This window comes from Bradyrhizobium sp. YR681 (genome assembly GCF_000282615.1).
GTDB lineage: Bacteria > Pseudomonadota > Alphaproteobacteria > Rhizobiales > Xanthobacteraceae > Bradyrhizobium.
The window spans coordinates 46,056-72,412 of the sequence record NZ_AKIY01000218.1 but is presented as its reverse complement, the minus strand read 5'-3'; the positions used below and the strand labels follow the sequence as shown (position 1 = coordinate 72,412).

At 65.4% G+C, this 26,357-nt stretch carries 25 protein-coding genes; 10 read left to right on the top strand and 15 right to left on the bottom strand.

Going from position 1 to position 26,357, the window contains the following annotated elements; all coding sequences use genetic code 11:
* Positions 1-2 precede the first annotated feature (2 nt).
* The 5 genes from PMI42_RS23150 (at position 3) to PMI42_RS23130 (ending at position 5,503) form a co-directional block, all read left to right on the top strand.
* Positions 3-1,511, top strand: a complete 1,509-nt coding sequence (locus PMI42_RS23150) for a sensor histidine kinase (RefSeq protein WP_008138512.1) — start codon at positions 3-5, stop codon at positions 1,509-1,511.
* Between the two features lie 302 nt (positions 1,512-1,813).
* Positions 1,814-2,770, top strand: coding sequence for a helix-turn-helix transcriptional regulator (locus PMI42_RS23145; RefSeq protein WP_008138510.1), 957 nt, complete (start codon positions 1,814-1,816; stop codon positions 2,768-2,770).
* Between the two features lie 97 nt (positions 2,771-2,867).
* The gene (locus PMI42_RS23140; protein WP_008138508.1) at positions 2,868-3,158 is read left to right on the top strand and encodes a hypothetical protein; all 291 of its coding nucleotides are present in this window, start codon (positions 2,868-2,870) and stop codon (positions 3,156-3,158) included.
* A 122-nt stretch (positions 3,159-3,280) separates the two neighbouring features.
* Complete coding sequence (locus PMI42_RS23135; protein WP_008138506.1) at positions 3,281-4,486, top strand: NAD(P)/FAD-dependent oxidoreductase; 1,206 nt, start codon at positions 3,281-3,283, stop codon at positions 4,484-4,486.
* A 99-nt stretch (positions 4,487-4,585) separates the two neighbouring features.
* Positions 4,586-5,503: an MBL fold metallo-hydrolase gene (locus tag PMI42_RS23130; protein WP_008138504.1), complete on the top strand. Its 918-nt coding sequence runs from the start codon at positions 4,586-4,588 to the stop codon at positions 5,501-5,503.
* A gap of 91 nt (positions 5,504-5,594) precedes the next feature.
* Here the strand turns inward: PMI42_RS23130 and PMI42_RS23125 are convergent, their stop codons facing one another.
* The gene (locus PMI42_RS23125; RefSeq protein ID WP_008138502.1) at positions 5,595-6,326 is read right to left on the bottom strand and encodes a cytochrome c biogenesis CcdA family protein; all 732 of its coding nucleotides are present in this window, start codon (positions 6,324-6,326) and stop codon (positions 5,595-5,597) included.
* Positions 6,327-6,528: 202 nt separating this feature from the next.
* Positions 6,529-6,795 (bottom strand): hypothetical protein, encoded by a 267-nt coding sequence (locus PMI42_RS23120; RefSeq protein WP_008138500.1) that lies wholly within the window; start codon positions 6,793-6,795, stop codon positions 6,529-6,531.
* Between the two features lie 493 nt (positions 6,796-7,288).
* On the opposite strand from PMI42_RS23120, the gene PMI42_RS23110 reads away from it, so the two are divergent.
* The 3 genes from PMI42_RS23110 to PMI42_RS23100 all read left to right on the top strand — a co-directional run bounded on the left by PMI42_RS23110 (position 7,289) and on the right by PMI42_RS23100 (position 9,872).
* On the top strand, positions 7,289-8,338 hold the full coding sequence (locus PMI42_RS23110) for a LysR family transcriptional regulator (protein ID WP_008138498.1): 1,050 nt from the start codon (positions 7,289-7,291) through the stop codon (positions 8,336-8,338).
* A 29-nt stretch (positions 8,339-8,367) separates the two neighbouring features.
* A complete protein-coding gene (locus tag PMI42_RS23105; RefSeq protein WP_027546544.1) occupies positions 8,368-8,739 on the top strand; it encodes a helix-turn-helix domain-containing protein in 372 nt (123 codons plus the stop codon).
* A 317-nt stretch (positions 8,740-9,056) separates the two neighbouring features.
* Complete coding sequence (locus tag PMI42_RS23100; RefSeq protein WP_008138493.1) at positions 9,057-9,872, top strand: enoyl-CoA hydratase; 816 nt, start codon at positions 9,057-9,059, stop codon at positions 9,870-9,872.
* A gap of 282 nt (positions 9,873-10,154) precedes the next feature.
* Here PMI42_RS23100 and PMI42_RS23095 read toward each other — a convergent pair whose 3' ends face one another.
* The 8 genes from PMI42_RS23095 to PMI42_RS23060 form a co-directional block, all read right to left on the bottom strand.
* Positions 10,155-11,234: an isocitrate/isopropylmalate dehydrogenase family protein gene (locus tag PMI42_RS23095; RefSeq protein WP_008138490.1), complete on the bottom strand. Its 1,080-nt coding sequence runs from the start codon at positions 11,232-11,234 to the stop codon at positions 10,155-10,157.
* A 156-nt stretch (positions 11,235-11,390) separates the two neighbouring features.
* Positions 11,391-12,458, bottom strand: a complete 1,068-nt coding sequence (locus PMI42_RS23090) for an alcohol dehydrogenase (RefSeq protein ID WP_008138489.1) — start codon at positions 12,456-12,458, stop codon at positions 11,391-11,393.
* Positions 12,459-12,540: 82 nt separating this feature from the next.
* The gene (locus PMI42_RS23085) at positions 12,541-13,512 is read right to left on the bottom strand and encodes an ABC transporter ATP-binding protein (protein WP_008138488.1); all 972 of its coding nucleotides are present in this window, start codon (positions 13,510-13,512) and stop codon (positions 12,541-12,543) included.
* Entirely contained in the window at positions 13,509-14,501 is a 993-nt protein-coding gene (locus PMI42_RS23080; protein WP_008138487.1) for an ABC transporter ATP-binding protein, read from the bottom strand. The genes PMI42_RS23085 and PMI42_RS23080 overlap by 4 nt, the downstream gene beginning before the upstream one ends.
* Positions 14,498-15,370: an ABC transporter permease gene (locus PMI42_RS23075; RefSeq protein ID WP_008138486.1), complete on the bottom strand. Its 873-nt coding sequence runs from the start codon at positions 15,368-15,370 to the stop codon at positions 14,498-14,500. Before PMI42_RS23075 ends, PMI42_RS23080 begins: the two co-directional genes overlap by 4 nt.
* Positions 15,357-16,307: an ABC transporter permease gene (locus tag PMI42_RS23070; RefSeq protein WP_008138484.1), complete on the bottom strand. Its 951-nt coding sequence runs from the start codon at positions 16,305-16,307 to the stop codon at positions 15,357-15,359. The genes PMI42_RS23075 and PMI42_RS23070 overlap by 14 nt, the downstream gene beginning before the upstream one ends.
* Before the next feature lie 7 nt (positions 16,308-16,314).
* Positions 16,315-17,859: an ABC transporter substrate-binding protein gene (locus PMI42_RS23065; protein WP_008138482.1), complete on the bottom strand. Its 1,545-nt coding sequence runs from the start codon at positions 17,857-17,859 to the stop codon at positions 16,315-16,317.
* A 132-nt stretch (positions 17,860-17,991) separates the two neighbouring features.
* On the bottom strand, positions 17,992-19,188 hold the full coding sequence (locus tag PMI42_RS23060; RefSeq protein ID WP_008138480.1) for a CaiB/BaiF CoA transferase family protein: 1,197 nt from the start codon (positions 19,186-19,188) through the stop codon (positions 17,992-17,994).
* A gap of 192 nt (positions 19,189-19,380) precedes the next feature.
* On the opposite strand from PMI42_RS23060, the gene glgA reads away from it, so the two are divergent.
* Positions 19,381-20,796 (top strand): glycogen synthase GlgA, encoded by a 1,416-nt coding sequence (gene glgA / locus PMI42_RS23055; protein ID WP_008138477.1) that lies wholly within the window; start codon positions 19,381-19,383, stop codon positions 20,794-20,796.
* Between the two features lie 175 nt (positions 20,797-20,971).
* Here glgA and PMI42_RS23050 read toward each other — a convergent pair whose 3' ends face one another.
* The 3 genes from PMI42_RS23050 to PMI42_RS23040 form a co-directional block, all read right to left on the bottom strand.
* Positions 20,972-21,922 (bottom strand): oxygenase MpaB family protein, encoded by a 951-nt coding sequence (locus PMI42_RS23050; protein WP_008138475.1) that lies wholly within the window; start codon positions 21,920-21,922, stop codon positions 20,972-20,974.
* Positions 21,923-22,021: 99 nt separating this feature from the next.
* Positions 22,022-23,164: a patatin-like phospholipase family protein gene (locus tag PMI42_RS23045; RefSeq protein WP_008138474.1), complete on the bottom strand. Its 1,143-nt coding sequence runs from the start codon at positions 23,162-23,164 to the stop codon at positions 22,022-22,024.
* 70 nt (positions 23,165-23,234) lie between these two features.
* Complete coding sequence (locus PMI42_RS23040; protein WP_008138472.1) at positions 23,235-24,059, bottom strand: 3-hydroxybutyrate dehydrogenase; 825 nt, start codon at positions 24,057-24,059, stop codon at positions 23,235-23,237.
* 172 nt (positions 24,060-24,231) lie between these two features.
* Here PMI42_RS23040 and PMI42_RS23035 point away from each other — a divergent pair, with 172 nt between their 5' ends.
* On the top strand, positions 24,232-25,119 hold the full coding sequence (locus tag PMI42_RS23035) for a LysR family transcriptional regulator (protein WP_008138471.1): 888 nt from the start codon (positions 24,232-24,234) through the stop codon (positions 25,117-25,119).
* Between the two features lie 18 nt (positions 25,120-25,137).
* Here the strand turns inward: PMI42_RS23035 and PMI42_RS23030 are convergent, their stop codons facing one another.
* Both PMI42_RS23030 and PMI42_RS39730 read right to left on the bottom strand, forming a co-directional pair.
* Positions 25,138-25,854: a peroxiredoxin-like family protein gene (locus PMI42_RS23030; RefSeq protein WP_008138470.1), complete on the bottom strand. Its 717-nt coding sequence runs from the start codon at positions 25,852-25,854 to the stop codon at positions 25,138-25,140.
* Positions 25,855-25,934: 80 nt separating this feature from the next.
* On the bottom strand, positions 25,935-26,219 hold the full coding sequence (locus PMI42_RS39730; RefSeq protein ID WP_008138469.1) for a hypothetical protein: 285 nt from the start codon (positions 26,217-26,219) through the stop codon (positions 25,935-25,937).
* Positions 26,220-26,357 lie beyond the last annotated feature (138 nt).

The window sequence follows — 26,357 nt, the reverse complement described above, 5'->3', positions numbered from 1 at the left end:
GTTTGTCAAAGCTCCCCCTGCCGGTCCGGCTCGCACTCCTGGTCGCGGGAACGACGCTGCCCATGATTGTCTTCGCGGTCGGCATTGCCGTCTACAATTACAGGCAGGACCGCAGCGACGCGACCCGTCGTGTGCTGGAGAACGTGCGCAGCATGCGCCTGGTGCTGGATTCCGAGGTGCAGCGGATGACCGGCGGCTTGCAGGTGCTCGCGCTGACGAACTCGCTGCGCAACGACGATTTCCCGAACTTCCGCCGCATCGCGCTCGGGTTCCTCGACCAGTACGGCAAGGGCGGGCTGGTACTGATCTCCGACCGCAAGGGCCGGCTGCTGTTCTCCTCCGCGACGGAAGATGCCGCGAGCCTGCCGCCGCGCGGGAATCTGGCGATCGTCGAGAAGGTTTTCGCGACCAGGGCGCCGCAATATTCGGACCTGTTCACCGGCGCGATCAACGGGCGACAGGTTCTGACCGTCGAGGTGCCGGTGGTCCGCAACGGCGAGGTGATCTACGACCTCTGCTTCAGCCCGCCGGTCGGCATCTTCCAGGAGCTGGTCGAGAAACAGCGGCCCGACCTGCAATGGACGGTGTCTCTGCTCGACACCACCGGCACCGTGTTCGCCCGCGTGCCCAATCCCGGCGAGACCTTCGGCAAGCGCGCATCGCCCTCGCTCTACACGGAAATGTTTCGCGCGCCCGAGGCGGCCCTCTCGACGGTCTCGCTCGACGGCGTCGCGCTTGCGTCCGCCTACACGCGATCGCGACTGACGGGATGGACGGTCGCCGCGGGCGTCCCGGAAAGTTCGTTGATCGCGCCGTTGTGGCGCAACATCGCGATCACCAGCCTGATCGGCGGCGTGCTGCTCCTGATCGGCCTCACCTTTGCCGTCCGGATGGCGACCACGATCGCGCGCGGCGAGATGCTGCACGATCTCCTGATCGAGGAGCTCAATCACCGGGTCAAGAACACGCTGGCCCTGATGCAGGCGATCGCGGTGCAGACCTTCCGCAGCGCAAGCCGCGACGAGCGGACCAAGTTCGAGGGCCGCCTCGGCGCACTCGCCGAGGCCCATAATCTGCTCAGCCAGGAGAAATGGGCAGGCTCCGAGCTGAAGGAGGTGATCACGCGCGTGCTCCAGCCGTTCCTGCTCAACTCGCCTGAACGCATCAGATTGGATGGCCCCGCGGTGCCGCTGTCGCCGCGGCTTGCCGTCGTGCTGTCCATGATCGTGCACGAGATCGCCACCAATGCCGCGAAATACGGCGCTCTCTGCAACGAGACCGGCCGGGTGACGCTGGAATGGGAGGTCATCGCCGACGCCCCGAAGCCGCGGCTGCGGCTGATCTGGACCGAGATCGGCGGACCGCCGGTGACGGAGCCGGTGCGGCGCGGCTTCGGCTCGCGCCTGATCGAGCGCAGCGCCCGCGACCAGCTCGGCGGCGAGGCAACCGTCGATTTCCTGCCGCGCGGCGTCGTCTGCACGGTGATCTGCAAGCTGGACGAGGCACGTTGAATCAAGCGGAAGGGCATCGGCGATGATCATCGCCAATGCCGCACCTGCCCGCTGGAACGCCGGCGACGTGCCGCTGCACCTTTTTTCATCAAACGTCTTTCCCAAGGCTCCCTTCAAGAGCTCGCGCAGCCAGCGCCGCCCATCGTGCGTTTGCGAAAACGCGCGCCCGCTTGAAGCAGGATCGGGCAAAGCATGGCCGCTTGAGGAAAGACCCCGCGCCTGTGCAGGCATAGAACCCGCGCCGACCCGTACAAATACGGGAACCTGATCCACAACCTGGGCCGATCGGGAGGAGCCACGCCATGATCGGGAGCACCACACTCATGCGCAATCCCTCACACAAGGGCTTGCCGCCTGCACCAGGCGCAGAGCCCGACCATGCGACGACCGGGCTGCCCGCTGCGGACGCGGAGATGGCCCGAGTGCTCAAGACGAGACCGCTTCGCATGGCCTCCGATTGCCAAAGCGGCACGATTGCCTTTTGGAAGCACGAGGCGCTGCACGACGTGGTCGAACCGATGGCCGATCACGTCATCATGACCTATCCCGCCGGCTCGCAGGCGCTGGAGCGGCGCAACGGAAAATCGGCGGCAATCAGCACAGCGCGTCCCGGCGTGGTGACGATCATTCCGGCGGGCTCGACGTCGCGATGGGACATTCACCGCCCGATGCATGTCGTCCAGCTCTATCTTCCGCAACGGACGCTGCTCCGGATCGCCGACGAGGCGAACGCTGCAGGTCCGGGCGATCTCCTGGAAAGGACCGGGCATCCCGACGCCATCACGTCCCGCCTGCTGTTGAGCGCCGCAGAGTCGCTCGAAGGCAGCGCCACGCTGGACACGCTGTTCAGGCAGCAACTGACCGACCTCCTCGCCACGCGCCTGCTCGCCGCTCATGCCGGCGTCGCGGCCACGCTACAGCCGACCATCGGCGGCCTTTCACCGACGGTCCTGCGCCGGGCGATCGAGCGCCTGCGTTCGGACAGCGATGCCGACGTGTCGCTCTCTGCGCTGGCGTCCGATGCCGGCCTCTCGCGCTTTCACTTCTGCCGTGCCTTCAAGGAAAGCACCGGGCTCTCGCCGCACGCCTGGCTGCGCCAGCACCGGCTCGAGCAGGCCATGAACCTGCTGCGGGACAGCGACGAATCGGTCGTCTCGGTCGCCGCGGCGCTTGGCTATTCCTCGCAGACCGCTTTCGCCGCGGCGTTCAAGAAGCTGACCGGTGAAACGCCGAGCGATTGGCGCAGGCGCGTGCGTTAGCAGCAATCTCTCGACAGGGACGGCAATCGCGCTGGGGCAGTCGAATATCTGGTTGGCTAAACATCCTGGCACTGCACTACGCGGACGGAGACCAACGATGGACTGGAAACACCTTGCAATCGCCCCGCGACGGAAAGCCATCACCACGGCGCTCTTGTACGGGCTGTCACTGACCGTGCGCTTCACCCAGCCGACGGCCGAAGAGTCGCCGCACCAGGCTGCACAGAGCGCCAATCCCGCGACGTCGATCCTGATCAATCAGGATTGGCCCAGAAAGCCGATGGTGCCGGCGGCCCTGCGCAGCTGGTCCTTGGGCCCGAGAAGCTGCCCGTCGGCATGCGAAGGCCCCGCGTTGCTGTCCTCGCTGCCGAACTGCACCGCGCCGTAACGGTCCAGCGGTTTCCGTTTCACCTCGCCGCACCATCGTCGATCGCGCAACAGGCCCTGCCGGCACCAGACGGCGGCGATGACGCGCGCACGTCCCGACCCACCAACCCAGGAGTCAACCACATGCGACTGCTCATCATTGGCGCCGGCTTCGCCGGCATGTACGCCGCCCTCTCCGCCGCCCGCCTGCGCGACATCCAGGGCGTTTCGCCCGACGATCTCGGGATCGCGCTGATCGCACCGGCGCCGACGCTGGTGGTCCGCCCGCGGCTCTACGAGCCGAAGCCGGAAACCCTGACGGCGCCGCTGCTCGACGTGCTCAAGGCGATCGACGTCGACTACGTCAGGGGCAGCGCCGAGACCGTCAACACCGAGGCGCACACGGTGCAGATCACGACTGCGACGGGCACGACGAAAACCTTGTCCTACGACTGTCTCGTCGTCGCCACCGGCAGCCGCCTGTTCCGCCCCGACATTCCCGGTCTCGCCGAGCATGGCTTCAGCGTCGACTCGCTCGACGACGCCATCGCGCTCGACAAGCATCTGCACGGCCTCGCCGACCGGCCGTTCACGAACGGACGCGACACCGTCGTCGTCGCCGGCGGCGGCTTTACGGGCATCGAGGCGGCAACCGAGTTGCCCGCGCGTTTGCGCAAGATCCTCGGCAAGGATTCCAGAGCACGCGTGATCATCGTCGAGCGCAACAGCGCGATCGCCCCCGACATGGGCGAAGGTCCCCGCCCCGTGATCATGGACGCGCTGCGCAAGCTCGGCGTCGAGACCCGACTCGGCGCCGGCGTCGCCTCTCTGGACAAATCCGGGGTGACGCTGTCGACCGGCGAGCACATCGAAACCGAGACGGTGGTCTGGGCGGCCGGCATCCGCGCAGCCCCCTTGACGGCGCAGATCCCCGCCGAGCGCGATAAATTCGGCCGGCTGCTGGTGGATCGCGACCTGCGCGTACCGGGCGCCGCCGGCATCTTCGCCACCGGCGATGCGGCCCGAGCCGCCTGTGACGACGACGGCAATTACGCGCTGATGTCGTGCCAGCACGCCACGCGGATGGGCGCCTTTGCCGGCAACAATGCCGCCGCCGAGCTGCTCGGCGTTCCGACCAGGCCCTACCACCAGAAGGCCTATGTCACCTGTCTCGATCTCGGCGAAGCCGGCGCGCTGTTCACACGCGGCTGGGAACGCAAGGTCGAGCTGGTCGGCGACGTCGCCAAGAAGACCAAGCAGGAGATCAACACCGTCTGGATCTATCCGCCGAAGCCCGAACGCGCCGCCGCGCTCGCCTCGGCAGATCCGGAACGCGTGACCGATCTCTAGCGGCGCGATGACGGCCGCGCTCTCCTGGCTACGCGGCCCGCTCAACCAAGACCAGCCAGAACCCGGACCAACCACCTTTCCATGAAACAGGAGACGAACATGAACTTGCACGCCACCTCATATCCCGTGTCATCGGGCCCCGAAGAGCTCGTTCCGTCGCGCTACGCGCTGAAGGTCGGCGAGATCGACGTGCTGGTGGTCAGCGACGGCGTGCTGCCGCTGCCGACCACGATGCTCGCGCACAACGCCGCCCCGGCCGAGCGCGCGGCCTGGCTACACGACATGTTCCTGCCGCAGGACGCTTTCGACTGGGCGCTGAATGCGGTCATGGTCCGCAGTGGCGACAAGACCATCCTGATCGACGCGGGCCTCGGATCCGACCCGAACTTGCAGCTGCCGCGAGCAGGGCAGTTGACCAAGCGACTGGAGGCCGCCGGCATCGATCTGTCGTCCGTGACCGATCTGGTGCTTACCCATCTGCACATGGACCACATCGGCGGGTTGCTCGTCGACGGCGTGAAGGAGCGGCTGCGCAAGGACCTGCGCATCCACGTTGCGGCCGCCGAGATCAAATTCTGGGAGGCACCCGACTTCTCCCAGACCAACATGCCGCAGGGCTTTCCGGACGCGCTTCGCGCGACCGCCAAGCGGTTCGTGAGAGAGTACGGCAGTCGGTTGCGGTCATTCGATGAGACGCGCGAGATTGCGCCGGGCGTCATCGTCCGTCGCACCGGCGGTCACACCCCCGGACACAGCGTGGTTCGCGTCGCGTCAGGCGATGACGCGCTGACCTTCGCCGGCGACGCCGTGTTTGCCGTCGGGTTCGACCAACCCGACTGGCACAACGGTTTCGAACACGACCCCGAGGCAGCCGCGCGCGTTCGTGTCCGTCTGCTGCGGGAGCTTGCCGAAACCGGCGAGATGCTGATGGCGACGCATCTGCCGTTCCCGTCCCTGGGTCGGGTCGCAGTCGACGGCGACGCCTTCCGTTTTGTGCCGGCGTTCTGGGACTACTGAGGGCCTATTTGGCTAAGCCGAAACAGGGCGCGCGCTCATGGCATTCGTGAGAGCGCGCTCGTTCGCTTTCGATGACGATCGAACGAGCGATCTACCCGATCGTCTGCAGCGCCGGGAACGTCTCGAGCAGCCAGATGCTCACATTCGAGACCGCGCCGGTGAGAAAGCCGATGCCGGTGATCACCATCAGCACGCCCATGGCACGCTCGACATTGACGAGATGACCCTTCATGCGGGCGAACAGTGTCGAAAACTGCTCGATCATCAGCGCGGCGATCAGGAAGGGAATGCCAAGGCCCGCGGAATAGACCGCGAGCAGGCCTGCGCCCTTGGTCACCGTGGCCTCCGCCGCAGCGATCGAGAGGATCGCGGCCAGGATCGGGCCGATGCAGGGCGTCCAGCCGAACGCGAAGGCGAGGCCCATGATGTAGGCGCCCCAGAGGCCGACGGGTTTGGGAATCGGCAGCCGTCCCTCGCGCATCAGCAGGCCGATGCGCGTCAGACCGAGGAAGTGCAGGCCCATGACGATGATGACGATGCCGGCGAGGATCGACAGCTCGGCCGACCAGGCCCGGATCAGCCCGCCGATCAGCGAGGCACTGGCGCCGAGCGCCACGAACACCGTGGAGAAACCGAGCACGAACAGCAGCGCCGACATCATGATCGCGCGCTTGGACGCCGAAGCCTCCTCGTCGCTCTCGACGTGCTCGATCGTCGCGCCCGTGAGATAGATCAGGTAGGGCGGGACCAGCGGCAGGACGCAAGGGGAGAGGAAGCTGACGAGGCCGGCAATCAGCGCCGCCGGGATCGAGACATTTTGCATGATGCAGTCGGAGCCATCTCAGGCCCAGGCGCGGCGCGCGGGGAATGCGCACGGACCGGAGCACCGGCTAGGTGTAGCCGATGCCGGAGAATGCGCAACTGAGGCGCACAAAACCAGGGCTCCTCCCGATGCCGTCCGTGATCACAGATGCGGCATCGGGACGCGCACAAACCTCGCCAAAAAGCGAGACTCGGCGGCGCGGCTACTTCACCACGCGGAGCAGCGGACGCCGGGGCTGGTCCTGCGTCTGCTTGGAAGGGGGCTGCGGTTCGTGTCCAGAACTCCGCAGCATTTCGTCGCACAATGCCTTGAGATCGGCACTGTCAATTCCTTTGAGCTTCATCCGCACGTCGAGGATGACAATGGACAGCAGCTCGGCCGACTCACGGCTGTTGCTCTCATTGAGCACCCTGCGGCACTCCTCGAGCGTTTCCAGCACCGACTGCAACTGTTCGTCTGAATGCGACACCGGCGTTCTTTCCGTTAATTCGGCCTGTGAGACGTGTTCGTGACGACCCCTTCGGCCCCCATACAGGAGTAAGGATAGCACGAGGCCACCGCGCCTCTGAACATGATTTCAGTCTGTTTCCGCGTTGAAACCGCAGTTCCCGCGATCATCGTCCCGATGCGCTGCGAGGCATCGGAGAAGCGGTCGGAGAGGAAAAACCTGGAGCGCCGTGATTGATCCATCCGGGAAAGCGGCGGCGCCTCTCGCGCGAGGACGTCCATTGCGGACAGCGCCGACAATCCCGCAGCCATTTCAAGGCTCGCAACGGAACTCACGCCACACCCCTCATACGGGCGACAATCTGCCCGATTCCCAGTTCAAATCATGGCCTTGGCAGCACCCCGATACCACCCGCCAGACAGTAAGGATGACGTTCAAAACTCGTCATTCCCCAACCCGCCGTGGTTGTGGTTTGCGCCAGATTCTGCCAGTTTAGCGCCCCGAAGGGACTTGTATGCACTCCTTGGCGGAAAGGGGCGTTCCACTGGAGGAACGCCTAAAGACAAATATCAGCGGCCTCTCGGATTGGGATGCGGCTCGCATATTTCTCGAAGTCGTTCGACGCGGCAGTTTCCGCTCGGCGGCCGAACGCCTGTCTCTGTCGATCAACGCCGTCCGCCGCCGCATCGATGATTTCGAGCGCCAGACCGGCACCACCCTCTTCACTCGCGACGTCCACGGCACCCATCTGACCGATGAGGGCGCGATGGTGGTGTCCGCCGTGGAACGCATGGAGGCGGCAGCCTTCGACGTTTTGCGCACCAGCGATTCGACGGACAGCTCGCTCTCCGGCGAGGTCCGCGTCGCCGTCACCGAGGGGCTCGGAACGTTCTGGCTGGCCCCGCGGCTGGTCGAATTCCAGCAGGCCTATCCCAAGATCCTGGTCGATTTGCATTGCGCGATGCGCTCAGCCGACGTCTCCCGCCACGAGGCCGACGTCGCCATCCATCTGTCGCGGCCTTCGGCGCTCGACGTCAAACTGGTGCGGCTCGGCCGCATGCATCTGATGTTCTGGGCTTCGGAAAAATACCTGGAGAAATACGGCACGCCGCGCTCGGCCCACGAATTGATCAAGCACCGCCTGGTGCTGCAATTCGCCGACCAGCTCGCTGCCAAGGAAACCTTCGAGAGTTTCTTCCCGGGCGTTCCGGAACGTGACCTTCTGGTCATGAAGACCAACGTCTCGAGCGCCAACTACTGGGCGGTCGCGAATGGCGCCGGAATCGGCGTATTCCCGAGCTACGCCATTGCGCTCGGCGGGAAATTGATTCCACTGGAGGTCGAGTTGAACCGACCGCTGGATATCTGGTTGTCCTACCATCCCGGTAGCGGCCGGATTCCCCGCGTGCGGCACATGATTGACTGGCTGATCGAAGCTTTCAATCCGGCTCGCTTCCCGTGGTTTAAGGAAGAGTTCGTGCATCCGCATGAATTCAAGGACTCGTATATGGGCGAACCCCTGACCCAGCTCTTCGGGGGATTTTCAACCGAAGAACAAAGGTGAAAACGAAGATGAAAGCAGCGGCGAAGAGAATGAAGCAGCGCAGTGCCGGCAAGCCGGACATCGAGCTTGGCAAGCGGATCCGTCTGCGGCGCGTCGAGATGAAGATCTCGCAGGCTGAACTGGGCGAGAAGCTCGGCGTCAGCTTCCAGCAGGTCCAGAAATACGAGAAGGGCGTCAATCGCGTCGGCGCGGCTCGGCTTCAGCAGATCGCCTCCGCCCTCGATGTGCCCGTGACCTTCTTCTATGACGGCGACAACAAGGCCCGCGAAGTCGAGAGCCTGCTGTTCCTCGATTCGGCCTTCAGCCTCCGCCTGCTGCGCGCCTACAGCAAGATCAAGGACCAGACGGTGCAGCGTCAGCTCGTCTCGCTGATGGAATCGATCGCGGCCAACGAAGCCTGATCGATCGGCGGTCTGGCCGTTACGGCCGATGTTCAATCCGCCGCGTCACGGGGGCGCGGCCGGATTGGACGAGACCGGGCTTGGGCGCCATCCGCGCGCAGTCTCTGCTTGATAAGGGCGGCTTGGCCGCCCTTTTTCTTGTCCGATTGCCCGCCATTCGTCGCGGATTCCGGGGCATCGAGAACGACGCGACGCACTTTATGGCGGCGCCATGCAATCAACGCGCAGGCGGATGAGAAGCCCCGTCCCCTGCCACGGTTGACCCGGGTCTTGCCCCGACCGCACATTGCGCCCGGCCTATGACAAGCGAGCGCGCAATGCCTGACCCTTCCAATGAAACTTCCTACGCGGACGGCAAGATCCTCAAGCACAGGGCCGGCGGCGTCGGCGTCGTCACCTTCAACAATCCCGACAAGCGCAACGCGATGTCGCTGGAGATGTGGGAAGGATTTGGCGAGGCGCTGACCGCCTTGCGCGACGACGACGCGGTGCGTGTCGTGATCCTGCGCGGCGCCGGCGGCAAGGCGTTCGTATCAGGCGCCGACATCAGCCAGTTCGAGAAGACGCGTCACAATGCGGCGGCGTCCGAGGAATATGGCAAACGCAGCGCCGCCCAGCGCGCGCTGCTCGCCGACTATCCCAAGCCGACCATCGCCTGCATTGACGGTTTTTGTCTCGGCGGCGGCATGCAGGTCGCGATGCTCACCGACATCCGTCTCGCCTCCCATGGCAGCCAGTTCGGCATTCCCGCCGCCAAGCTCGGCATCGCCTATGGCTATGACGGCCTAAAGCATCTGGTGTCGCTGGTTGGCCCGTCCTGGGCGCGGCTGTTGATGTACACGGGCATGCGGATCGACTCCGCCGAGGCGCTGCGCATCGGTCTGGTCGAGCGCGTATTTCCGGTCGACGAGCTCTGGGGCGAGACGATGACGATCGCCGAGACGATCTCGCAAAACGCCCCGCTCGCGATCAAGGCCGCGAAGATCACCATCGCTCAAGTGCTGAAGGACGAAAGCGCGCGCGACATGGAAGCGATCAAGGCGATCGGCACCGCCTGCATGGACAGCGCGGATTTCCGCGAGGGCCGGCAGGCGTTCATGGAGAAGCGCAAGCCGCAATTTTCAGGGAAATAGCGCTGACTGCCTGATGAATGGGCGTTGATACCGATGAATGTATTTCTAATTCTGTCGATGCTCTGCTTCGCGATCGGTGTGGTGCTCTTCATTTATGGAATATGGACCTGGATTATTCAATTCAACGGCGACGTCTATTACCATTGGGCAGGATTGGCCGTGGTGGCGGGCGCAGTATTCCTGGTTGTCGGGCTGTTTCGTCACTGGCGACGAGCATGATCGCACGCCTTGCCTTGAGGCAACCTCGGGGCCGCAACGCGTTTTTTACCCATCCTCTTTTGACTACAGCGCCGCAATCACCGCCTTCGTGATATCCGCCGTGCCGTTGCTGCCACCAAACTCGATCGGCTTGATGCCGCCGGCATAGACCTGATCCACCGCGTGCTCGATGCGCTCGCCGGCCTCAGCCGCGCTCTCGACGCCGTGCTTCTCCGCGAGCCAGTCCAGCATCATCGCGGCGGAGAGGATCATGCCGGTCGGGTTGGCCTTGCCCTGCCCCATGATGTTGGGTGCGGTCCCGTGGCAGGGCTGAAACACGGCGTATTTGTCGCCGATGTCGGCCGACGGCGCCATGCCGAGGCCGCCGATCAGGCTGGCGGTGATGTCGGAGACGATGTCGCCAAACATGTTCTCCATCACCATCACGTCGAAATCCCAGGGACGCTTGACCAGCATCGCCGAGCAGGCGTCGACATAGAGCCGATCGGTCTTCACATCAGGGTGCTTCTTCTCGATCTCGTCGAAGATGCCGCGGAAGAAGGCAAAGGCCTTGAACACGTTGGCCTTGTCGACACAGGTCAGTGCGCCCGGCTTGCCCCGCGCCTTGCGCCGCTCGGCGAGGCGAAACGAGAACTCGAACAGGCGCTCGGAGGTCCTGCGCGTGATCACCATGGTCTCGCGTGCGTCCTCGTGGGTCACGACGCCCTTGCCCATCGAGGCGAACAGGCCTTCGGTGGATTCGCGGATCACGACGAGATCGATGCCGCGCTGGTCGGCGCCGACGATCGGGCTCGGCACGCCCGGGATCAGCCGCGCCGGACGCACGCCGGCATAGAGATCGAAGATGAAGCGCAGCTCGATCTGCGGCGCGATCTCGGTGTTGTCGGGGTAGCGCACCGACGGCAGACCACAGGCCCCGAGCAGGATCGCGTCCGCCTCCTCGCAGAGCCTGATCGTCGAGTCCGGCATCGACTTGCCGGTCGCAAGATAATTGTTGGCACCGGCCGGCGCCTCGGTGAAGCGGAAGCTGAGGCCCGATTTCGCCTCGATCTTGCGCAGGACTTCAATGGCCGGCGCCATGACCTCGGGACCGATGCCGTCACCGGCGAGCACGGCGATGTGGAAGGCGTTGTTTGCGGACATATGAAGAAAATCCCGAGAGAAGGCGACAGAAGGAATGTGTGGCCTCGTCATTGCGAGGAGCTCTTGCGACGAAGCAATCCAGAAGTGCATCCGCAGAGGCAGTCTGGATTGCTTCGCCGCGTCGCTCCTCGCAATGACAGGGGAGAGAGCGTTGGACTACGGCGTCAGCACGGTGCGTCCGACCACCGCGCCCTGCTGCAGTTGCACCAGCGCGTCGTTGGCCTTGTTGAGCGGCGCCTTCGTCACCGGGATCGGCGCGACGTTCTTCGCGCGCACGAGATCGAGCAGCTCCTGCGTTTCCCGCAAGTTTCCGACATAGCTGCCCTGGATCGTCACCGCCTTGATCGGGATCAGCGGCAGCGCCCAGGTCGCGCCGCCACCGAACAGGCCGACGATCACGAGCTTGCCGCCCTTGGTGAGGCAGTCGAAGCCGAGCTGCGTCGTCGCGGCATTGCCGACGAGGTCGATTACGGCGCGGATCGGCCCGCCCGCTTTCTTGGCGAGTTGCTCCAGCGCATCGGGTGCCTTGGGATCGACGGTGGCGAGCGCACCGGCTTTCTCTGCGGCCTCGCGCTTCCTGGCGTCGATATCGACCATGATCGCGCCCTTGCCGCCCATTGCCTTGAGCAGCGACAGTGCCATCAGGCCAAGCCCGCCGGCGCCGAACATCACGATCGGCGTGTCGAAATGCTGCTCGACCTTCTTCAGCGCGCTGTAGGTGGTGACGCCCGAGCAGGCATAGGGCGCGGCCGACGCGGGATCGAGCCCTTTCAGGTTGAGCAGATAGCGCGGATGCGGCACCAGCATGTGGTCGGAATAGCCGCCGTCGCAATAGACGCCAAGCGAACGCGGCGTCAGGCACATGTTCTCGTCACCGCCAAGGCACGTCGCACATTTGCCGCAGCCGATCCAGGGATAGACCAGGCCGACATCGCCGAGCTTCAGATCGCCCTGATCGCCCGGCTTCACGTCGGGACCGAATGCCAGCACTTCGCCAACCGTCTCATGGCCCATGGTCAGCGGCAGGTTGATGCCGCGGTCCTTCAACGACAGCGGCTTGCGGCCGTGGCCGAGATCATAGCCGCCCTCCCAGATGTGGAGATCGCTATGGCAGACGCCGGCGGCCTTCACCTTGATCAGCACCTGCGTGCCCGACGGCTGCGGCGTGGCCTCGTCGAACTCCTGCAGCGGCGCCTTGAAATCGGCGACCTTGAAACTCTTCATCGGCGTCCTCCCGGCATATTTCTTCGTCGCGCCACCATGCCATGACCGACGAGGCGAGACAAACCCGCAGAGCCGTCTTAGTTCAGGCCAGCGGATGGTGGCAAGCCGCGAACTGGCCGGGCACGACTTCGCGCAACTCCGGTATCTCCGCGCTGCATCGCTGGTCGGCGCGCGCGCAGCGGGTGCGGAAGCGACAGCCGGACGGCGGCGCGATCGGCGACGGCGGCTCGCCAATTGCCACACCCTCGACGGGACGGACATCCGGGTCCGGCACCGGGATCGCCTGCAGCAACAGGTTCGTGTAGGGATGCACAGGCCTCGCGAACAATTGTTCCGACGGACCGACCTCGCAGAGCCGGCCGAGATACATCACCGCGACGCGGTCGCTGACGGCTTTGACCACGGCGAGATCATGCGCGATGAACAGCAGCGTCAGGCCGAAGCGCGCCTTCATCTCCTCCAGCAGATTGAGGATCTGCGCGCGGATGGAAACATCGAGCGCCGAGACCGGCTCGTCGCAGACGATGAACTCGGGATTGAGCACCAGCGACCGCGCGATGCAGATGCGCTGGCACTGGCCGCCGGAGAATTCGTGCGGCAGCCGGCCCGCCACGAGATCGGGATCGAGCCCGACCGCACTGAGCACCTCGCGAACGCGCCGCCTGCGCTCAGCGGCATCCCTGACGCCGGCGATGATGAGCGGCTCGGCGACGATGTCGCCGATCCGGCGGCGCGGGTTGAGCGAGGCGATCGGGTCCTGGAAAATCAGCTGCACGCGGCGGCGCATTTTTCGCAACGCCTCGCCCTCCATCGCCGTGAGATCCTCGCCGTCGAACATCACCCGGCCGGATTTGGCACGGCGGAGTTGCAGCACCGCCCGCCCCAGCGTCGACTTGCCGCAGCCGGACTCACCGACCAGAGCCAGAGTCTCGCCACGCGCAACCTGGAGGCTGACACCAGAGACCGCATGCACAATCTTGTTGCCGAGCCCGTATTCGACGACGAGATTGTCGACGTTCAGGAGCGGCTTTGCGGGCACGGCAAGCTGCATCATGCGCCGATCCCCTCAGCCATCTGGATCGGATGGAAGCAGGCGTAGAGATGCCCGGACGTCTCGGCGCTCTTCAGCTCGGGCTTGGCCTCGTGACAACGATCCGCGGCATAGCGGCAGCGCGGTGCGAAGGAGCAGCCCTTCAGCGGCCGGGTCGGATCGGGCGGACGGCCGGAGATGGCGGGCAGCGGCGTATGCGGCGCGGCGTCCAGCTTCGGGATCGCCGCCAGCAGCGCCTCGGTGTAGGGCATGTGCATGCGCTTGAACAGCGCCTGCGTCGGGGCGCGTTCCACCACCCGGCCCGCATACATCACCGCGACCTCGTCGGCGCGACCGGCGACGACGCCAAGGTCATGAGTGATGATGATCATCGCCATGTGGCGGCGGCGCTGCTCGCGCGCGAGCAGATCGAGGATCTGCGCCTGGATGGTGACGTCGAGCGCGGTGGTCGGCTCATCCGCGATCAGCAATTTTGGTTCGCAGGACAACGCGATCGCAATCGCGATGCGCTGGCGCATGCCGCCGGAGCATTGATGCGGATATTGCGCGAGCCGCTGCTCCGGCGCGGGAATGCCGACGGCGGCGAGCAGCTCGATGCTGCGCGCCTTGGCCGCCGGCGCATCGAGCTCGAGATGCTCCTGGATCGTCTCCATCAACTGCGTGCCGATGGTGAGAACAGGATTGAGCGACGTCATGGGATCCTGGAATACGACCGCGAGGTCGCGCCCGCGCAGACGCCGCAGGCGCTCTTTGTCGAGCCGCACCAGATCCACGCCATCGAACATCACGCGTCCGGTGAGTTTCGCCTTCTTCGGCAGCAGTTGAAGCACCGCGCGCGACAGCATGGTCTTGCCGCAACCGGACTCGCCGACGATGCCGAGCGTGCGCCCCGCGTCCAGCGACAGATCGACATGATCGACGGCGCGCAAATTGCCGCGCGGGGTCGGCAGCTCGACCGCGACGTCCGCGATGGTCAGCAATGGCGCGCTCACAGCGCCCCCTGACGCGGGTCGGTCAGTGCCCGCAAGGTGTCGCCGACGAGGTTGAAGGCCAGCACGGTCAGGAACAGCCCCGCCGCCGGCAGGAAGGCGAGCCGCGGCGCGACGTCGAGACTGTCCCGCCCCTCGCCGATCATGCTGCCCCAGCTCGCCATCGGCGGCGGCACGCCGAGACCGAGGAAGGACAGCGCGCCCTCGACCACGATGGTGACGGCGACCCCGAGCAGGAAGAACGCCAGCAGCGGCAGGATCACGTTCGGCAAGAGTTCGCGCAGCAGGATACGCGCGTGGCTGGCACCCAGCGCCTCGGCCGCGATCACGAATTCGCGCCGTGCCAGCGTCAGCGTCGCCGCGCGCGCCACCCGCATGAAGGCGGGAATGCCGAGCACGCCGAGGATGATCGTGAGATTGGGAATCGACTGGCCGAGATAGGCGACCACCGCGAGCGCGAAGATCAGCGGCGGAAAGGCCAGCAGCACGTCCATGCTGCCGACCACCAGCGTCTCGAACCGTCCGCGAAAATAGCCGGCAAGCAGGCCGAGCGCGCCGCCGAAAGCGAGGCCGATCATCGGTGCGATCAGCCCGACCGTCAGCGACACGCGGGCGCCGAAGATCAAGCGGGCGAGCTCGTCGCGGCCGAGGCTGTCGGTGCCGAGCCAATGCTCGGCGGAGAACGCGGCTCGCCGCTCCAGCATGTCCATGTCAACAGGGTTTTGCAGCGGCAGCACCGGCGCGAGAATCGCAAGCGAAAGGATGATGGCGAGCCAGATGCTCGCGATCCAGAACAGGAGCCCGACCCGGCGCTTGCGCCTGACCGGTTCGGGGACCGCCTCGTCCCGCATCGACAGTTCAAGTGTGGCCATGGCGGATCCTCGGATCGAGCACGGCGTAGAGCAGGTCGACGATGAAGTTCACGATGACGAAGCCGCAGGCCACCAGCAGCACCACGCCCTGGAGGATGACGAGGTCGCGGGTGTAGATCGCACCCACCAGCAGCCGGCCGATTCCGGGCAGCGCGAAGATCGTCTCCACGATCAGCGTGCCGCCGAGCAGGCGCCCGATATTGATGCCGGTCACCGTCACCAGGGTCAGCGACGAAGGCTTGAGCGCATGCACGAACAGGATGCGCGAAGGCTTGAGGCCCTTTGCCTTCGCGAGCGCGATATAGTCCTCCTGCAAGGTCGCGATCATGTCGGAGCGCAGCACCCGCATGATGCCGGGCCATTCCGCCAGCGCCAGGGTCAGCGCCGGCAGCACGAAGAAGCGCAAATTGTTGAGCGGCGCCTCGGTGAACGGCACATAGCCGGTCGCCGGCAACCAGTGCAGCTCGACCGCGAACAGATAGATCAGCAGGATCGCCATCAGGAACGACGGCATCGACAGCATGGCGAAGGCGCTGCCGGTCATGAAGCGGTCGAACGCGCCGCCGGCACGCGCGGCGCAGGCGATCGCGACGGGAACGCCGATCAGGAGCCCGATGAACTCGGCCATCAGCATCAATTCGAGCGAGACCGGAATGCGTTCGGCGACCGCCTGGAGCACGGTCTGCCCGGTGCGGAACGAGCGGCCGAGATCGCCCTGAAGGACATGGCCGAGCCAGCTGAGGTATCGCCACCACAGCGGCTGGTCGAGCCCCATGTCACGGCGGAGCGCCGCGACATTCTCCGGCGTCGCCTGGTCACCGAGGATGACATAAGCAAGATCGCCCGGCAGCAGCGAGGCGATCAGGAATGTCAGCAGCGAGACGGCAAGCAACACCGGCAGGATGGCAAGCAGCCGCCGAACGACGAAGTTCAGCATTGCAAATTCATTCCAGCCAGGTGGAGGAGACGTCGATCACGCCGTTGTAGATCTTCGGGAAGCCCTTCAGCTTCGCGCTCGACAGCGCATAATAGGTGTTCTGGAAGGTCCAGAACCAGATCGCCTCCTTGTTGATCAGGCGGCTGATGGCGCAATAGTCCTCGATCCGCGCCGCGGGATCGGCGGTGACGCGGGAATGGTCGAGCAGACGATCGAGCTCCGGATCGACGAAGTTGGAGAGCGCGAGCGGGCTGCCGCTGCGGAAATTCGCATACATCTGCGGATCGGGATCGGCGAGATCGACGATGCGCCACGGCACCAGCTGGAACTGGCGCATGAAGGCGCGCGGCGGGATGGTGGCCTGGTCGACCTGCTCGATATCCATATTGGCGCCGGCGCGCTTCCAGAATTGCTGGAGCACCTGGCCGATCATGCGGCCGCGCGGCGTCGCGGTCACCAGCATCTTGAACTCGACCGGCTTGCCATAGTCCTTGAGCAGCGCCTTGGCCTTCTCGACGTCGAACGGCAGCGCGCCGTCGTCCTTGCACTTGACCCAGGAGCCGTCGCCGTAGGGATTGCTGGCAGGCCGGCTCAGGCCGTTGCTGATCGCCTGCGACATCTTGGGGCGATCGATCGCCATCACCAGCGCCTGGCGCACGCGGACGTCGTCGAACGGCGCGACCTTGGTGTTGAAGGCGTAGACCTGCGCGCCCGAGCCCTTGTAGGTGTGCACGGTCAGCTTGGAGTCCTTCTGCGCCTTCATGATGTTGTCGGCGTCGTTCTCGTCGTCCCAGATGATGTCGGCCTCGCCCGATTGCAGCGATGCAAAGCGCGACTGCGCGTCGGGCAGCGGCTTCAGGATGATGCGGTCGAGATAGGGACGGCCCTTGTCCCAGTAATTGGGGTTCTTCTCCAGCACCATGCGGTCGCCCGCGGTCCATGATTTCAGGATGTAGGGACCGGTGCCGACGGGATTGCGATTGTAGTCGTCGCCCTTGGTCTTCCAGGCCGTCGGCGAATGCACGGCATTGTTCTGGCTCTGGATGCTGATCACCGCCGGCAGGTTCACGGAGGGATCGGTGAGATTGTAGACGAGGGTGTATTCGTCGGGCGCCAGCACCTCCTTGACGTTGGTGATATAGAAGGCGCAGCGGCACTTGTTGGCCGGGTCCTTCTGCCGGTCGAAATTCTCCTTGAAGGCCTGCGCGTTGAACGGCGTGCCGTCGTGGAATTTCACGCCTTGGCGCAGCTTGAAGGTCCAGCTCTTGTAGTCGTCCGAATGCGTCCAGGACTCCGCGAGCTTTGGCGCGGCCTCACCTTTGTCATTGAGCGTCGTGAGCGTGTCGAAGATCGCCGCCGCCGCGGTGAAGGTCGAGGTATCGTAGACGCCGACCTTGAGCGGATCGAAGCCGGTAATCTCCAGCTCCTGGCCGACGGTGATGCTGCCGCCCGCCTTCTGCGCCTGCGCCGGCTCGGCCAGCGGGAGGAGACCAAATGCCGCAACAAGGAAAATCGGCGCGCGCCTGCGCGCCGCGGCAGCGATGTTCGTCATGGTTCCTCCCGGGATCCCTCGTCCGATGTTTTCGGATCGTTGAATGACTCGGGAGCGAGCTTGGCGACAAAAGCTCGCCACGGCAAGGGGAACGCACGCGAGATCAAACGCCGCAGCGGTGCTGCAATGCGCTCAGTTTGTCGCGGCTGTTTTGCCTGACGGAATTGACACCTCATTGGCGAGGCCGATTTCGTCGCGCAGCGCATCGGTGTGCTCGCCGAGCACGGCCATCGTCCTGGCCGGCGCGGTGTCGGCGCCGGACATCCGGAACGGCAGATTGAGCACCTGGAACGAGCCGCCCGCATCTTCCACCGACGAAAGCGCCTGCCGGTGCGCTAGCTGCGGATCGGCCAGCGCCTCGGACACGGTGCGATAGGCCGAGGCCGGCACGCCGGCCGCGCTCAGGTCGACGAGGCATGCATCGGTCGAGAGCTGCTTCGACCAGGCTTCGACGCCGTCCATCAAATCGGCCCAGTTCTCGCGGCGCGCGGCGTAGGCCGAGAAGCGCGGATCGGAAATCCATTCTGGGCGGCCGATCACGCCCATCAGACCCTGAAACGTCTTCTCGCTCGCGACCGTGATCATGACATAGCCGTTGGCCGTCTCGGTCGGCCCGAACATCGGGCGCGGCGGCGGCTTCACCGCGAATTGCGAGCTCTGGAGTTCGATCACCGTCAGCGTCAGCATCGACTCCAGCATGGAGACGTCGATGTGCTGGCCCTGCCCCGTCACGGTGCGCTGATAGAGCGCGGACGCGATCGCGCCAAAGCCGTAGGTGCCGGTGACGACGTCGGCATGGTAGATGCCGCAATAGTCCGGCCGGTGGCGGCCGGGCTGGTAGGCCAGATGCGCCATGTCGTAGCCGGAGGCCGCGTGGATCACCGGCGCGTAGGCCGGCAGCTCGGCCGAGGGCCCGGTCTGGCCATAGCCGGAGATCGAGCAATAGATCAGCTTGGGGTTGACCGGGCGCAGGCGGTCATAGTCCAGCCGCAGCCGGTGCATCACGCCGGGGCGAAAATTCTCGACCAGGATATCGGCGGTCGCGGCAAGCCGGCGCACCGCCTCCCTGCCGTCCTCGGATTTGAGGTCGAGCACGACGCTCTTCTTGCCAACATTGAGCTGGCCGAACACGGTGCTGCACCCGTTGCGCAGCGGCGGCCGCGTCCGCATCGTCTCGCCGCCGTCGGTCTCGATCTTGATGACCTCGGCGCCCATGTCGGCAAGCATCCGGGCGCAATGGGGGCCGGCGATGGTGGTCGAAAAATCCAGCACCCTGAGGCCCGCGAAGGCCTTTGTTGTCGTGCCCTCATGCTTATCTGTTAACTGCATGCTTACTGCGTCCTCGGGCCCGTTAGGAACTAACAATGTTCCCTATCGTTGTTGGGCCGACCCTAGAGGGCGGCGGTCGAGTAGGAAAGTCTTTACCGAGCGGACGCGTCTTGCGGTGAGTTTGAAAATTCCAGGGGCAACTGGACCCGTTCTTGCATAGCAATAAACGGGATCGGATGAGGGCAGCAGTTCTTGAGGGTCTTGTTCGTTACGACAGAGATGGACGACTTCGTCCGCGTCGGCGGACTTGGAGCCGTTTCCGCAGCCCTCCCCCGAGCCTTGCGCCCCTTCGCCGATATCCGGATCATGCTGCCCGGCTATCGCGACATCATCGAGCAACTCACGCACATCCAGATCGTCGGCCGCTGCCCCGCATTCGCGGAGATGCCGGCCTGCTCGCTCGGCCGGGCCGCGACCAAGGACGGCCTGCCGGTTTATGTGCTGTTGTGCTCACAGCTCTACGACCGGCCCGGCAATCCCTATGGCGACGAGTCCGGGCGCGACTGGCCGGACAACGACATCCGCTTCGCGCGCTTCGCCTCGGCAGCCGCTGAGCTTGCCATGGGCAAGCTGGACAAGAATTGGGCAGCAGACCTGGTTCATGCCAATGACTGGCAGGCCTCGCTCGTGCCGGCCTATCTCGCCTGGCGCGGCGCCAAGCTGCCGTCGATCCTGACCATCCACAACCTCGCTTATCAGGGCCTCTTCCCGAAGGACTCGCTGCGGCGAATTGGCGTCCCCGAGAGCTCCTTCCATATCGACGGCGTCGAGTTCTACGACCAGCTCTCCTTCCTCAAGGCGGGCCTGGTCTACGCCTCGCATCTCACCACCGTCAGCGGCACCTACGCGCGGGAAATCACCACGGAGGAGTTCGGCTGCGGCCTCGAGGGCCTGCTCCGCCTGCGCTCCGACGCGTCCGAGCTAACCGGCATCCTCAACGGCATCGACGAGAGCTGGGACCCGCGCTCCTGCGCCCAGCTCGCCCAGCAATTCGGCGCCGGCGACTGGGTCGGCAAGAAGGCCAATGCGGACTACGTGCGCAAGCAGTTTGGCCTGGCGGTCTCGCGCGGACCGATGTTCGGCATCGTCGCCCGCCTCGTGCACCAGAAGGGCATCGACCTCGTGCTGGCGGCCGCCGACGAGATCATCGATGCCGGAGGCCAGATCGTGGTCACCGGCTCCGGCGAGCCGGCGCTCGAGCAGGCGCTGGTCGACGCCCATCGCCGCCGCCCCGACGCCATCGGCGTCACGATCGGCTTCAACGATGCCCAGGCCCGGCGCATCTTCGCCGGCAGCGATTTCACCCTGATGCCGTCGCGTTTCGAGCCCTGCGGGCTCAGCCAGATGTACGCCCAGCGCTTCGGCTCGCTGCCGATCGGCCACCAGACCGGCGGCCTGGCCGAGACCATCACGGACGGCGAGACCGGCTTCCTGTTCTCAAAACCCTCGCACGAATCCTTCCTCGGCGGCGTCCGCCGCGCCTTCGAGGCCTTCATGGCGCAGGACCAGCTCGACACCATGCGCCGTAGCGCGATGGGCCGGTCGTTCTCCTGGAGCATCTCGGCCGGAAGCTATAGCGCGCTGTACCGGAAGCTGGCCGCGGTGTGACGCCGAGGCTGCCTCGGCATACTCCGTCATTGCGAGAGCACCACTCTATCTCCGTCACCCTGAGGTGGCCGCTCCTTCAGCGGCCCTCGAAGGGCGACGGCCCGGCTGCGGGGCCGTGCATCCTTCGAGGCTCGCTGCGCTCGCACCTCAGGATGACGGGTTAAAGGCCAGGCCCTCACCCCTTCCCGCGCACATCCATCTGCGGCCGGCCGATCCAGGCGCGATTGAGACACCGCGTCATCCAGTCAGGCTGCGGCTCGCCGCGCAGCCGCGCCTGCGCTTCCTGGCAGGGACCGACATAGCGCACACGGTCGGGCAATTTCGGATAGAGGCGCCTGATCCATCGCAGCGCGTTGTCGGCGGATCTGGTTTCGCGCTCGTCGAGCTCAAAGCCGAACCCCGCGCGCAACGGCGCCGGCAGCAGGCGCGCCGTGAGCGCGCGATACCATCGCGGCGGCCGCAACCACGGACGCGCACCGCCAAAAATCTGCGCGGCGATCTCGCGGGCCGCCGGGCTGACGGTCAACGTATCCGACGCGGCCATCGCCGCATTGTACGCCGCAAAGCCAGCCCAGTCCGCCGGCAAGTCATCGGCCGTCAATCCGAACAGCGCACCAAAAGTCCGGCTCTCGGCCCAGTAGCGCTCGCGCTCTTCCACCGAGAGCGGCGGCAGCACCAGGTCATGCGCCATCAGCGCGGTCTCGACCAGCGTCGCATGAACCCAGCGCAGCGACGGGATGTCGTTGGCACAATAGCGCGAGCCCGCCGCGAACGGACCGACTGCCTCGGGCATCTGCCCGACGATCATGCCATGGCGCCGGTACAACTGCCGGGACGACAGCAGCGCCCGGTCGAGCGATCCGAACACCATGGCAAAGACAATGTCGAAGGTGCGATGGAAGCGGCCGATCGGATCGGCAAAGGTCCTTGAATGCTCGGCGATGGCGGCGGCGACCCAGGGATGCGCCAGTTGCAGCAGCAGCGCACGGCCGGCGCCGAGGAAGATGACGGCCTCCCTGTCGATCCGCCACGTCACCGAGGAAGGACCGAATACGCCCGCGACCGGTCCTGCTGCGTCAGTGCGGACCTGATCGAGGGCCATTTCCAGGTCGTTCTCGGAGACCAACTGCAAGGCCTTTCAATTGCGAACGGAGTGTCCGCAAGACCTGTGGCAATTCAATGGACACGCCGGACATCGCACCATGCCGGGAAGGCGCCCGTGCCCCTATTCCGCAGCCAACGGCATCTCGTCCATATGCTCGTGCAGCACCACGCCGGCGAGCGGATCGAATTCGCCGATCCACGGCTTGCGCGCGAGCACCGACTTCGTGTGAGCATAGCCGGCATGCCAGCGCCGTGTGATCCCCGACGGACTGAAGTCGATGTCCTTGGTATGGGTCTCGCGCTCAAGCTGCGGTGCCAGCAACCGTACGACATGCATGCGCGTGGGGCAGCCGTAGCTCATCAGCTCCCTGACCCCGGGATCGCTGCGCTCGCTCTCCGGCAATCGCGCGGCAAGCTGGTTGATGACGTGGCGCAGCCGGTGGGACTGCTGCTGGCGGACGATCTGGCTCGCGATCCGGCTGGAATACATCACGTCCTTGTGCCGGTTCAGCACCTCCGCCATCGTGGTCGGCTCGGCGCCGATGGGATTCCACAGATGCACCGAGAAGATCAGCGAATCCCTGCGTGGGTTGTCGTCGAACACCGCTTCCGTCGGCGTGTTCGAGAGGATGCCGCCGTCCCAATAGAGCTCGCCGTCGATGCGCACCGCCGGGAAGGCCGGCGGCAATGCGCCCGAGGCCATGACATGCTTCACCGTCAGCTCGCCGTCGCGGCTGTCGAAATAGCGCATCTCGCTGGTGCCGACATGAGCCGCACCGACCGTCAGGCGCGGCGCGCAACGATTGGCCAGATCGAAATCGACCAGCTCGCTCAGAGTCTGCTCCAGCGGCGCGGTCGAATAGTAGCCGGCGCGATCGGCGCCGAGCGGATAGGAATCGCCGGCATGGGCCAGCGGATTGGGCCGGAAGAAGCCGGGAATACCGTGCGTCACGGTCGACCAATAGGCCAGCTTCTCGTTGAAGCCGGGGAACGCGGCGCGCCAATCCCAGGCCGGGGCCTGCTCCATCCGCTTCCAGAATTCCTTCAGGCGCGCAAGCCGCTGTTCCGGCGCGTTACCCGCGATCAGGCAGGCATTGATCGCGCCGATCGAGGTGCCGATGATCCAGTCCGGCTCGATGCCGGCCTCGTGCAGCGCCTGGTAAACGCCGGCCTGGTACGAGCCGAGCGCGCCGCCGCCCTGGAGCACGAGGACAACCTGGCCCGGCAGGTCGTTGCGCTGTATGTGATTCTGCGTGCCGTTCATGGTTCGCTCCTGATCAGCCTGCACTGCTCCGATATTCGCCGCCGGCCGCGACTTGTTACGCCGGCCCATGTTAATGCGCGGTCCAGCCGCCGTCGACCGGCAGCGCGACGCCGGTGATCGAGCCGGCTGCGTCCGTCGACAGGAACACCGTGAGCGCACCGATCTCCTCGACCGTGGCAAAGCGCTTGTTCGGCTGCTGCGCCAGCAGCACGTCACGGATCACCTGATCGCGGGAGATGCCGTGCGCCTTCGCCTGTCCGTCGATCTGCGCCTCGACCAGCGGCGTGTAGACGTATCCGGGGCAGATTGCGTTGCAGGTGATGCCCTGTTCGGCGGTCTCCAGCGCAGTGACCTTGGTCAGACCGACGATGCCGTGCTTGGCCGTGACATAGGCCGCCTTGAACGGCGAGCCGACGAGACCGTGAGCCGAAGCGATGTTGATGATCCGGCCGAAGCCATTCTGGCGCATTGCCGGCAACGCCAGCCGCGTGGTGTGGAAGGCCGAGGTCAGGTTGATGGCGAGGATCTGGTCCCATTTCTCGACCGGAAACTGGTCGAGCGGCGCAACGTGCTGGATGCCGGCATTGTTGACGAGGATATCGAGCCGGCCGGACCCCGAGACGGTGGCCGCGATCATCTCTGCGATCGATTTCGGCTTCGTCATGTCGGCGGGCGAGTAGCTCGCCTTGATATTGAATTCCGCGGCGATCTGCTCGCGCGTCCGGCCGATCTCGCTGGCGTCGCCAAAGCCGTTCAGCACGATGTCGGCGCCGGACGCGGCCAGCGCGCGCGCAATACCGAGGCCGATGCCGCTGGTCGATCCGGTCACCAGCGCCACCTTGCCGGCCAGCACGCGTGACGAGGCGGATGTTTGCGTCTTGATGGGGATATTCATGATTCAACCTCCTTGCGCGAACAGCCGTGGACGGGCGAAATCTGGGTGATCATCCGCTTTTACGGAAATGCCGGTTGGCTTCCGAGTTCATACGTCCGCGCTATCGCGCCCGGGATATCATTCCCGGCTCCGATCGGTTAGATTTCCGGCCGATTACGCTGGGAGCCGATCCATGGAAATGCACCAGGTCCGCTACTTCCTCGCGGTGGCGCAGCTCTTGAACTTCACCCGCGCGGCCGAGGATTGCAACGTGACGCAGCCCTCGCTGACGCGCGCGATCAAGCAGCTCGAAGCCGAGCTCGGCGGCGATCTGTTCCGTCGTGAACGTCCGGCGGCGCAGCTGACCGAGCTCGGCCAGCGCATGCACCCGCTGCTGAAGCAGTGCTACGACGCCGCCGCCGGCGCGCGCTCGCTGGCTTCGACGTTCAAGAGTGGAGAGATCGGCGCGCTCCGCATCGCGCTGACGCACTCGATCGACCTGGCGCTGCTCATTCCGCATCTGAACGAGATCAGGCGGCAGTTCAACCGGCTTGAACTGCGCTTCCTGCGCGGGACGAGCCGCGAGGTCGCCGAATTCCTGAAGAAGGGCGAAGCCGAACTCGGCATCGCCGCCGAGATCGACGAGGCCTGGGACCGGCTCGACGTCTGGCCGCTTTTCACGGAGGGTTTCGAGCTCGTCGTCAGCAACGGACATCGGCTCGCCGGCCGCAGCTCGATCGACCTGGACGATCTGCGCGCAGAGCAACTGCTTGGACGGACGTTCTGCGAACACGCCGGACGTATCTCGGCAAGCCTGCGCGAGCACGGCATCGACGTCGAGCATGGCCATGAAGTGTCCAGCGAACACGATCTGATCGAGCTGGTCGAGGCCGACATCGGCGTCGCCATGGTCCCGCACACGTCCCCCGTGCCGGAGCGGCTCACGCGTGCCGCGGTCACCGGGCTGGACGCCCGTCGCACCGTCAACCTTTACGGCGTGGCCGGCCGGCAACGCACAGCCGTGGCCAATGCGGTGATGCGGATGCTGCGGGGCGCCGACTGGCGAACGATCGCAGGCTGATATTGCTGCAGCGCGCGGCTAGCTCTCCCTGCCCGCGCTTTCCAGCGCGGCAAGCAGGTCGTCGATCTCCATGCGTTTGCGGAAATCAGGATCGACGAAGCGGGCCTTCACGATGCCATCGCGACCGACCACGAACACGGCCGGGATCGGCAGCATCCAGCCGTCATTGCCGTGGAATTTCGCCATGTCCTGGTAGGACAACAGGCTCTGGATTTCGGCGCCGAGCCAGATTGCGAGATTGAGCGACAGCGCATAGCCATTATCGAGGTCGGTCAGGACCGGAAATGGCGCGCCGGAATCGGCCTTGAGCTGCTTGGTATATTCCTGCGTCTCGGGCATGATCGCGACGACCCGCGAGCCCATCGCCTCGATGCGATCGAGCGCCTGGACCACGGCGCGGACGTTGAGCCGGCAATAGGGGCACCAATGGCCGCGCAAGAACATCACCGCGACCGGGCCGTTCTCCAGCAGCCCGGTCAGCGTGACGAGACGTCCGTTTTCGTCCGGGAGCATGAAGGGCGGCATCGCATCGCCAGGGCGCGGCGCGGTCTCGCCGCCACCGTTCCCGTTCAATCGCGCCACCAGGCGATCGACCGCCTCGCCATAGGCCGGGAAGACCTCGCGACTCGCATCGGCATAGGCGCGGAGCTGCTCGTTCAGCGTGCCGTCCATGTCGCGGCAGCGCTGGAAGGCAGACCTGAGTCGCTCGGCGTCGGCTGGCGAGAGTGACGTCATCTTCCGCTCCGGCATTCTTGAGGCGAATACTAGTTGCCCGGTTCGGCCGCCCGCAAGGGGCGGCCAGCATTCCCGGAGGTTCAGTTCACGTAGAAATTGCCGGTCGGATCCAGCCGGCCCGACGCCGAGTACAGCGTGCCGTTGTCCATGAAGAAGACCGTGTTCTCGGGCACCTTCCGGGCGTTCTTCATCATGGCCTCGTGGTTCTTTTCGGCCGGGGCCATCGCCATTGCCGACATCTTGCCGGGACCGCCATAGACATAGGCCATGCCGGCCTTCAGATCCCAGGCCGCTTCCGAGAAGGCGGAGGTGGCAATGACCGCGAAGGCGGCGGTGAAAATCAGGGTCTTGGATACTTTCGTCATGAGATGCTGCTCCGGATTGACGTGACGCCCGCCAATTCGGGCGCCCTGCCATCGGATGCCGGATACCTCGAAAGCGGAAATGCCGATCCGCAATCGCTTCGATAGCCGCCGCGCATCAACATAGCGCCGGGCTATCGC

Excerpts from the sequence above, each read along its gene's own strand:
- PMI42_RS23095 (WP_008138490.1), bottom strand. The coding sequence starts at position 11,234 with ATGTCCGCAAACAACGCCTTCCACATCGCCGTGCTCGCCGGTGACGGC.
- PMI42_RS23140 (WP_008138508.1), top strand. The coding sequence starts at position 2,868 with ATGGACTGGAAACACCTTGCAATCGCCCCGCGACGGAAAGCCATCACC.
- PMI42_RS23090 (WP_008138489.1), bottom strand. The coding sequence starts at position 12,458 with ATGAAGAGTTTCAAGGTCGCCGATTTCAAGGCGCCGCTGCAGGAGTTC.
- PMI42_RS23110 (WP_008138498.1), top strand. The coding sequence starts at position 7,289 with ATGCACTCCTTGGCGGAAAGGGGCGTTCCACTGGAGGAACGCCTAAAG.
- PMI42_RS23135 (WP_008138506.1), top strand. The coding sequence starts at position 3,281 with ATGCGACTGCTCATCATTGGCGCCGGCTTCGCCGGCATGTACGCCGCC.
- PMI42_RS23130 (WP_008138504.1), top strand. The coding sequence starts at position 4,586 with ATGAACTTGCACGCCACCTCATATCCCGTGTCATCGGGCCCCGAAGAG.
- PMI42_RS23125 (WP_008138502.1), bottom strand. The coding sequence starts at position 6,326 with ATGCAAAATGTCTCGATCCCGGCGGCGCTGATTGCCGGCCTCGTCAGC.
- PMI42_RS23030 (WP_008138470.1), bottom strand. The coding sequence starts at position 25,854 with ATGACGTCACTCTCGCCAGCCGACGCCGAGCGACTCAGGTCTGCCTTC.
- PMI42_RS23065 (WP_008138482.1), bottom strand. The coding sequence starts at position 17,859 with ATGACGAACATCGCTGCCGCGGCGCGCAGGCGCGCGCCGATTTTCCTT.
- PMI42_RS23035 (WP_008138471.1), top strand. The coding sequence starts at position 24,232 with ATGGAAATGCACCAGGTCCGCTACTTCCTCGCGGTGGCGCAGCTCTTG.
- PMI42_RS23085 (WP_008138488.1), bottom strand. The coding sequence starts at position 13,512 with ATGATGCAGCTTGCCGTGCCCGCAAAGCCGCTCCTGAACGTCGACAAT.
- PMI42_RS23060 (WP_008138480.1), bottom strand. The coding sequence starts at position 19,188 with ATGCAGTTAACAGATAAGCATGAGGGCACGACAACAAAGGCCTTCGCG.
- PMI42_RS23105 (WP_027546544.1), top strand. The coding sequence starts at position 8,368 with ATGAAGCAGCGCAGTGCCGGCAAGCCGGACATCGAGCTTGGCAAGCGG.
- PMI42_RS39730 (WP_008138469.1), bottom strand. The coding sequence starts at position 26,219 with ATGACGAAAGTATCCAAGACCCTGATTTTCACCGCCGCCTTCGCGGTC.
- PMI42_RS23040 (WP_008138472.1), bottom strand. The coding sequence starts at position 24,059 with ATGAATATCCCCATCAAGACGCAAACATCCGCCTCGTCACGCGTGCTG.
- PMI42_RS23075 (WP_008138486.1), bottom strand. The coding sequence starts at position 15,370 with ATGGCCACACTTGAACTGTCGATGCGGGACGAGGCGGTCCCCGAACCG.
- PMI42_RS23100 (WP_008138493.1), top strand. The coding sequence starts at position 9,057 with ATGCCTGACCCTTCCAATGAAACTTCCTACGCGGACGGCAAGATCCTC.
- PMI42_RS23145 (WP_008138510.1), top strand. The coding sequence starts at position 1,814 with ATGATCGGGAGCACCACACTCATGCGCAATCCCTCACACAAGGGCTTG.
- PMI42_RS23045 (WP_008138474.1), bottom strand. The coding sequence starts at position 23,164 with ATGAACGGCACGCAGAATCACATACAGCGCAACGACCTGCCGGGCCAG.
- PMI42_RS23070 (WP_008138484.1), bottom strand. The coding sequence starts at position 16,307 with ATGCTGAACTTCGTCGTTCGGCGGCTGCTTGCCATCCTGCCGGTGTTG.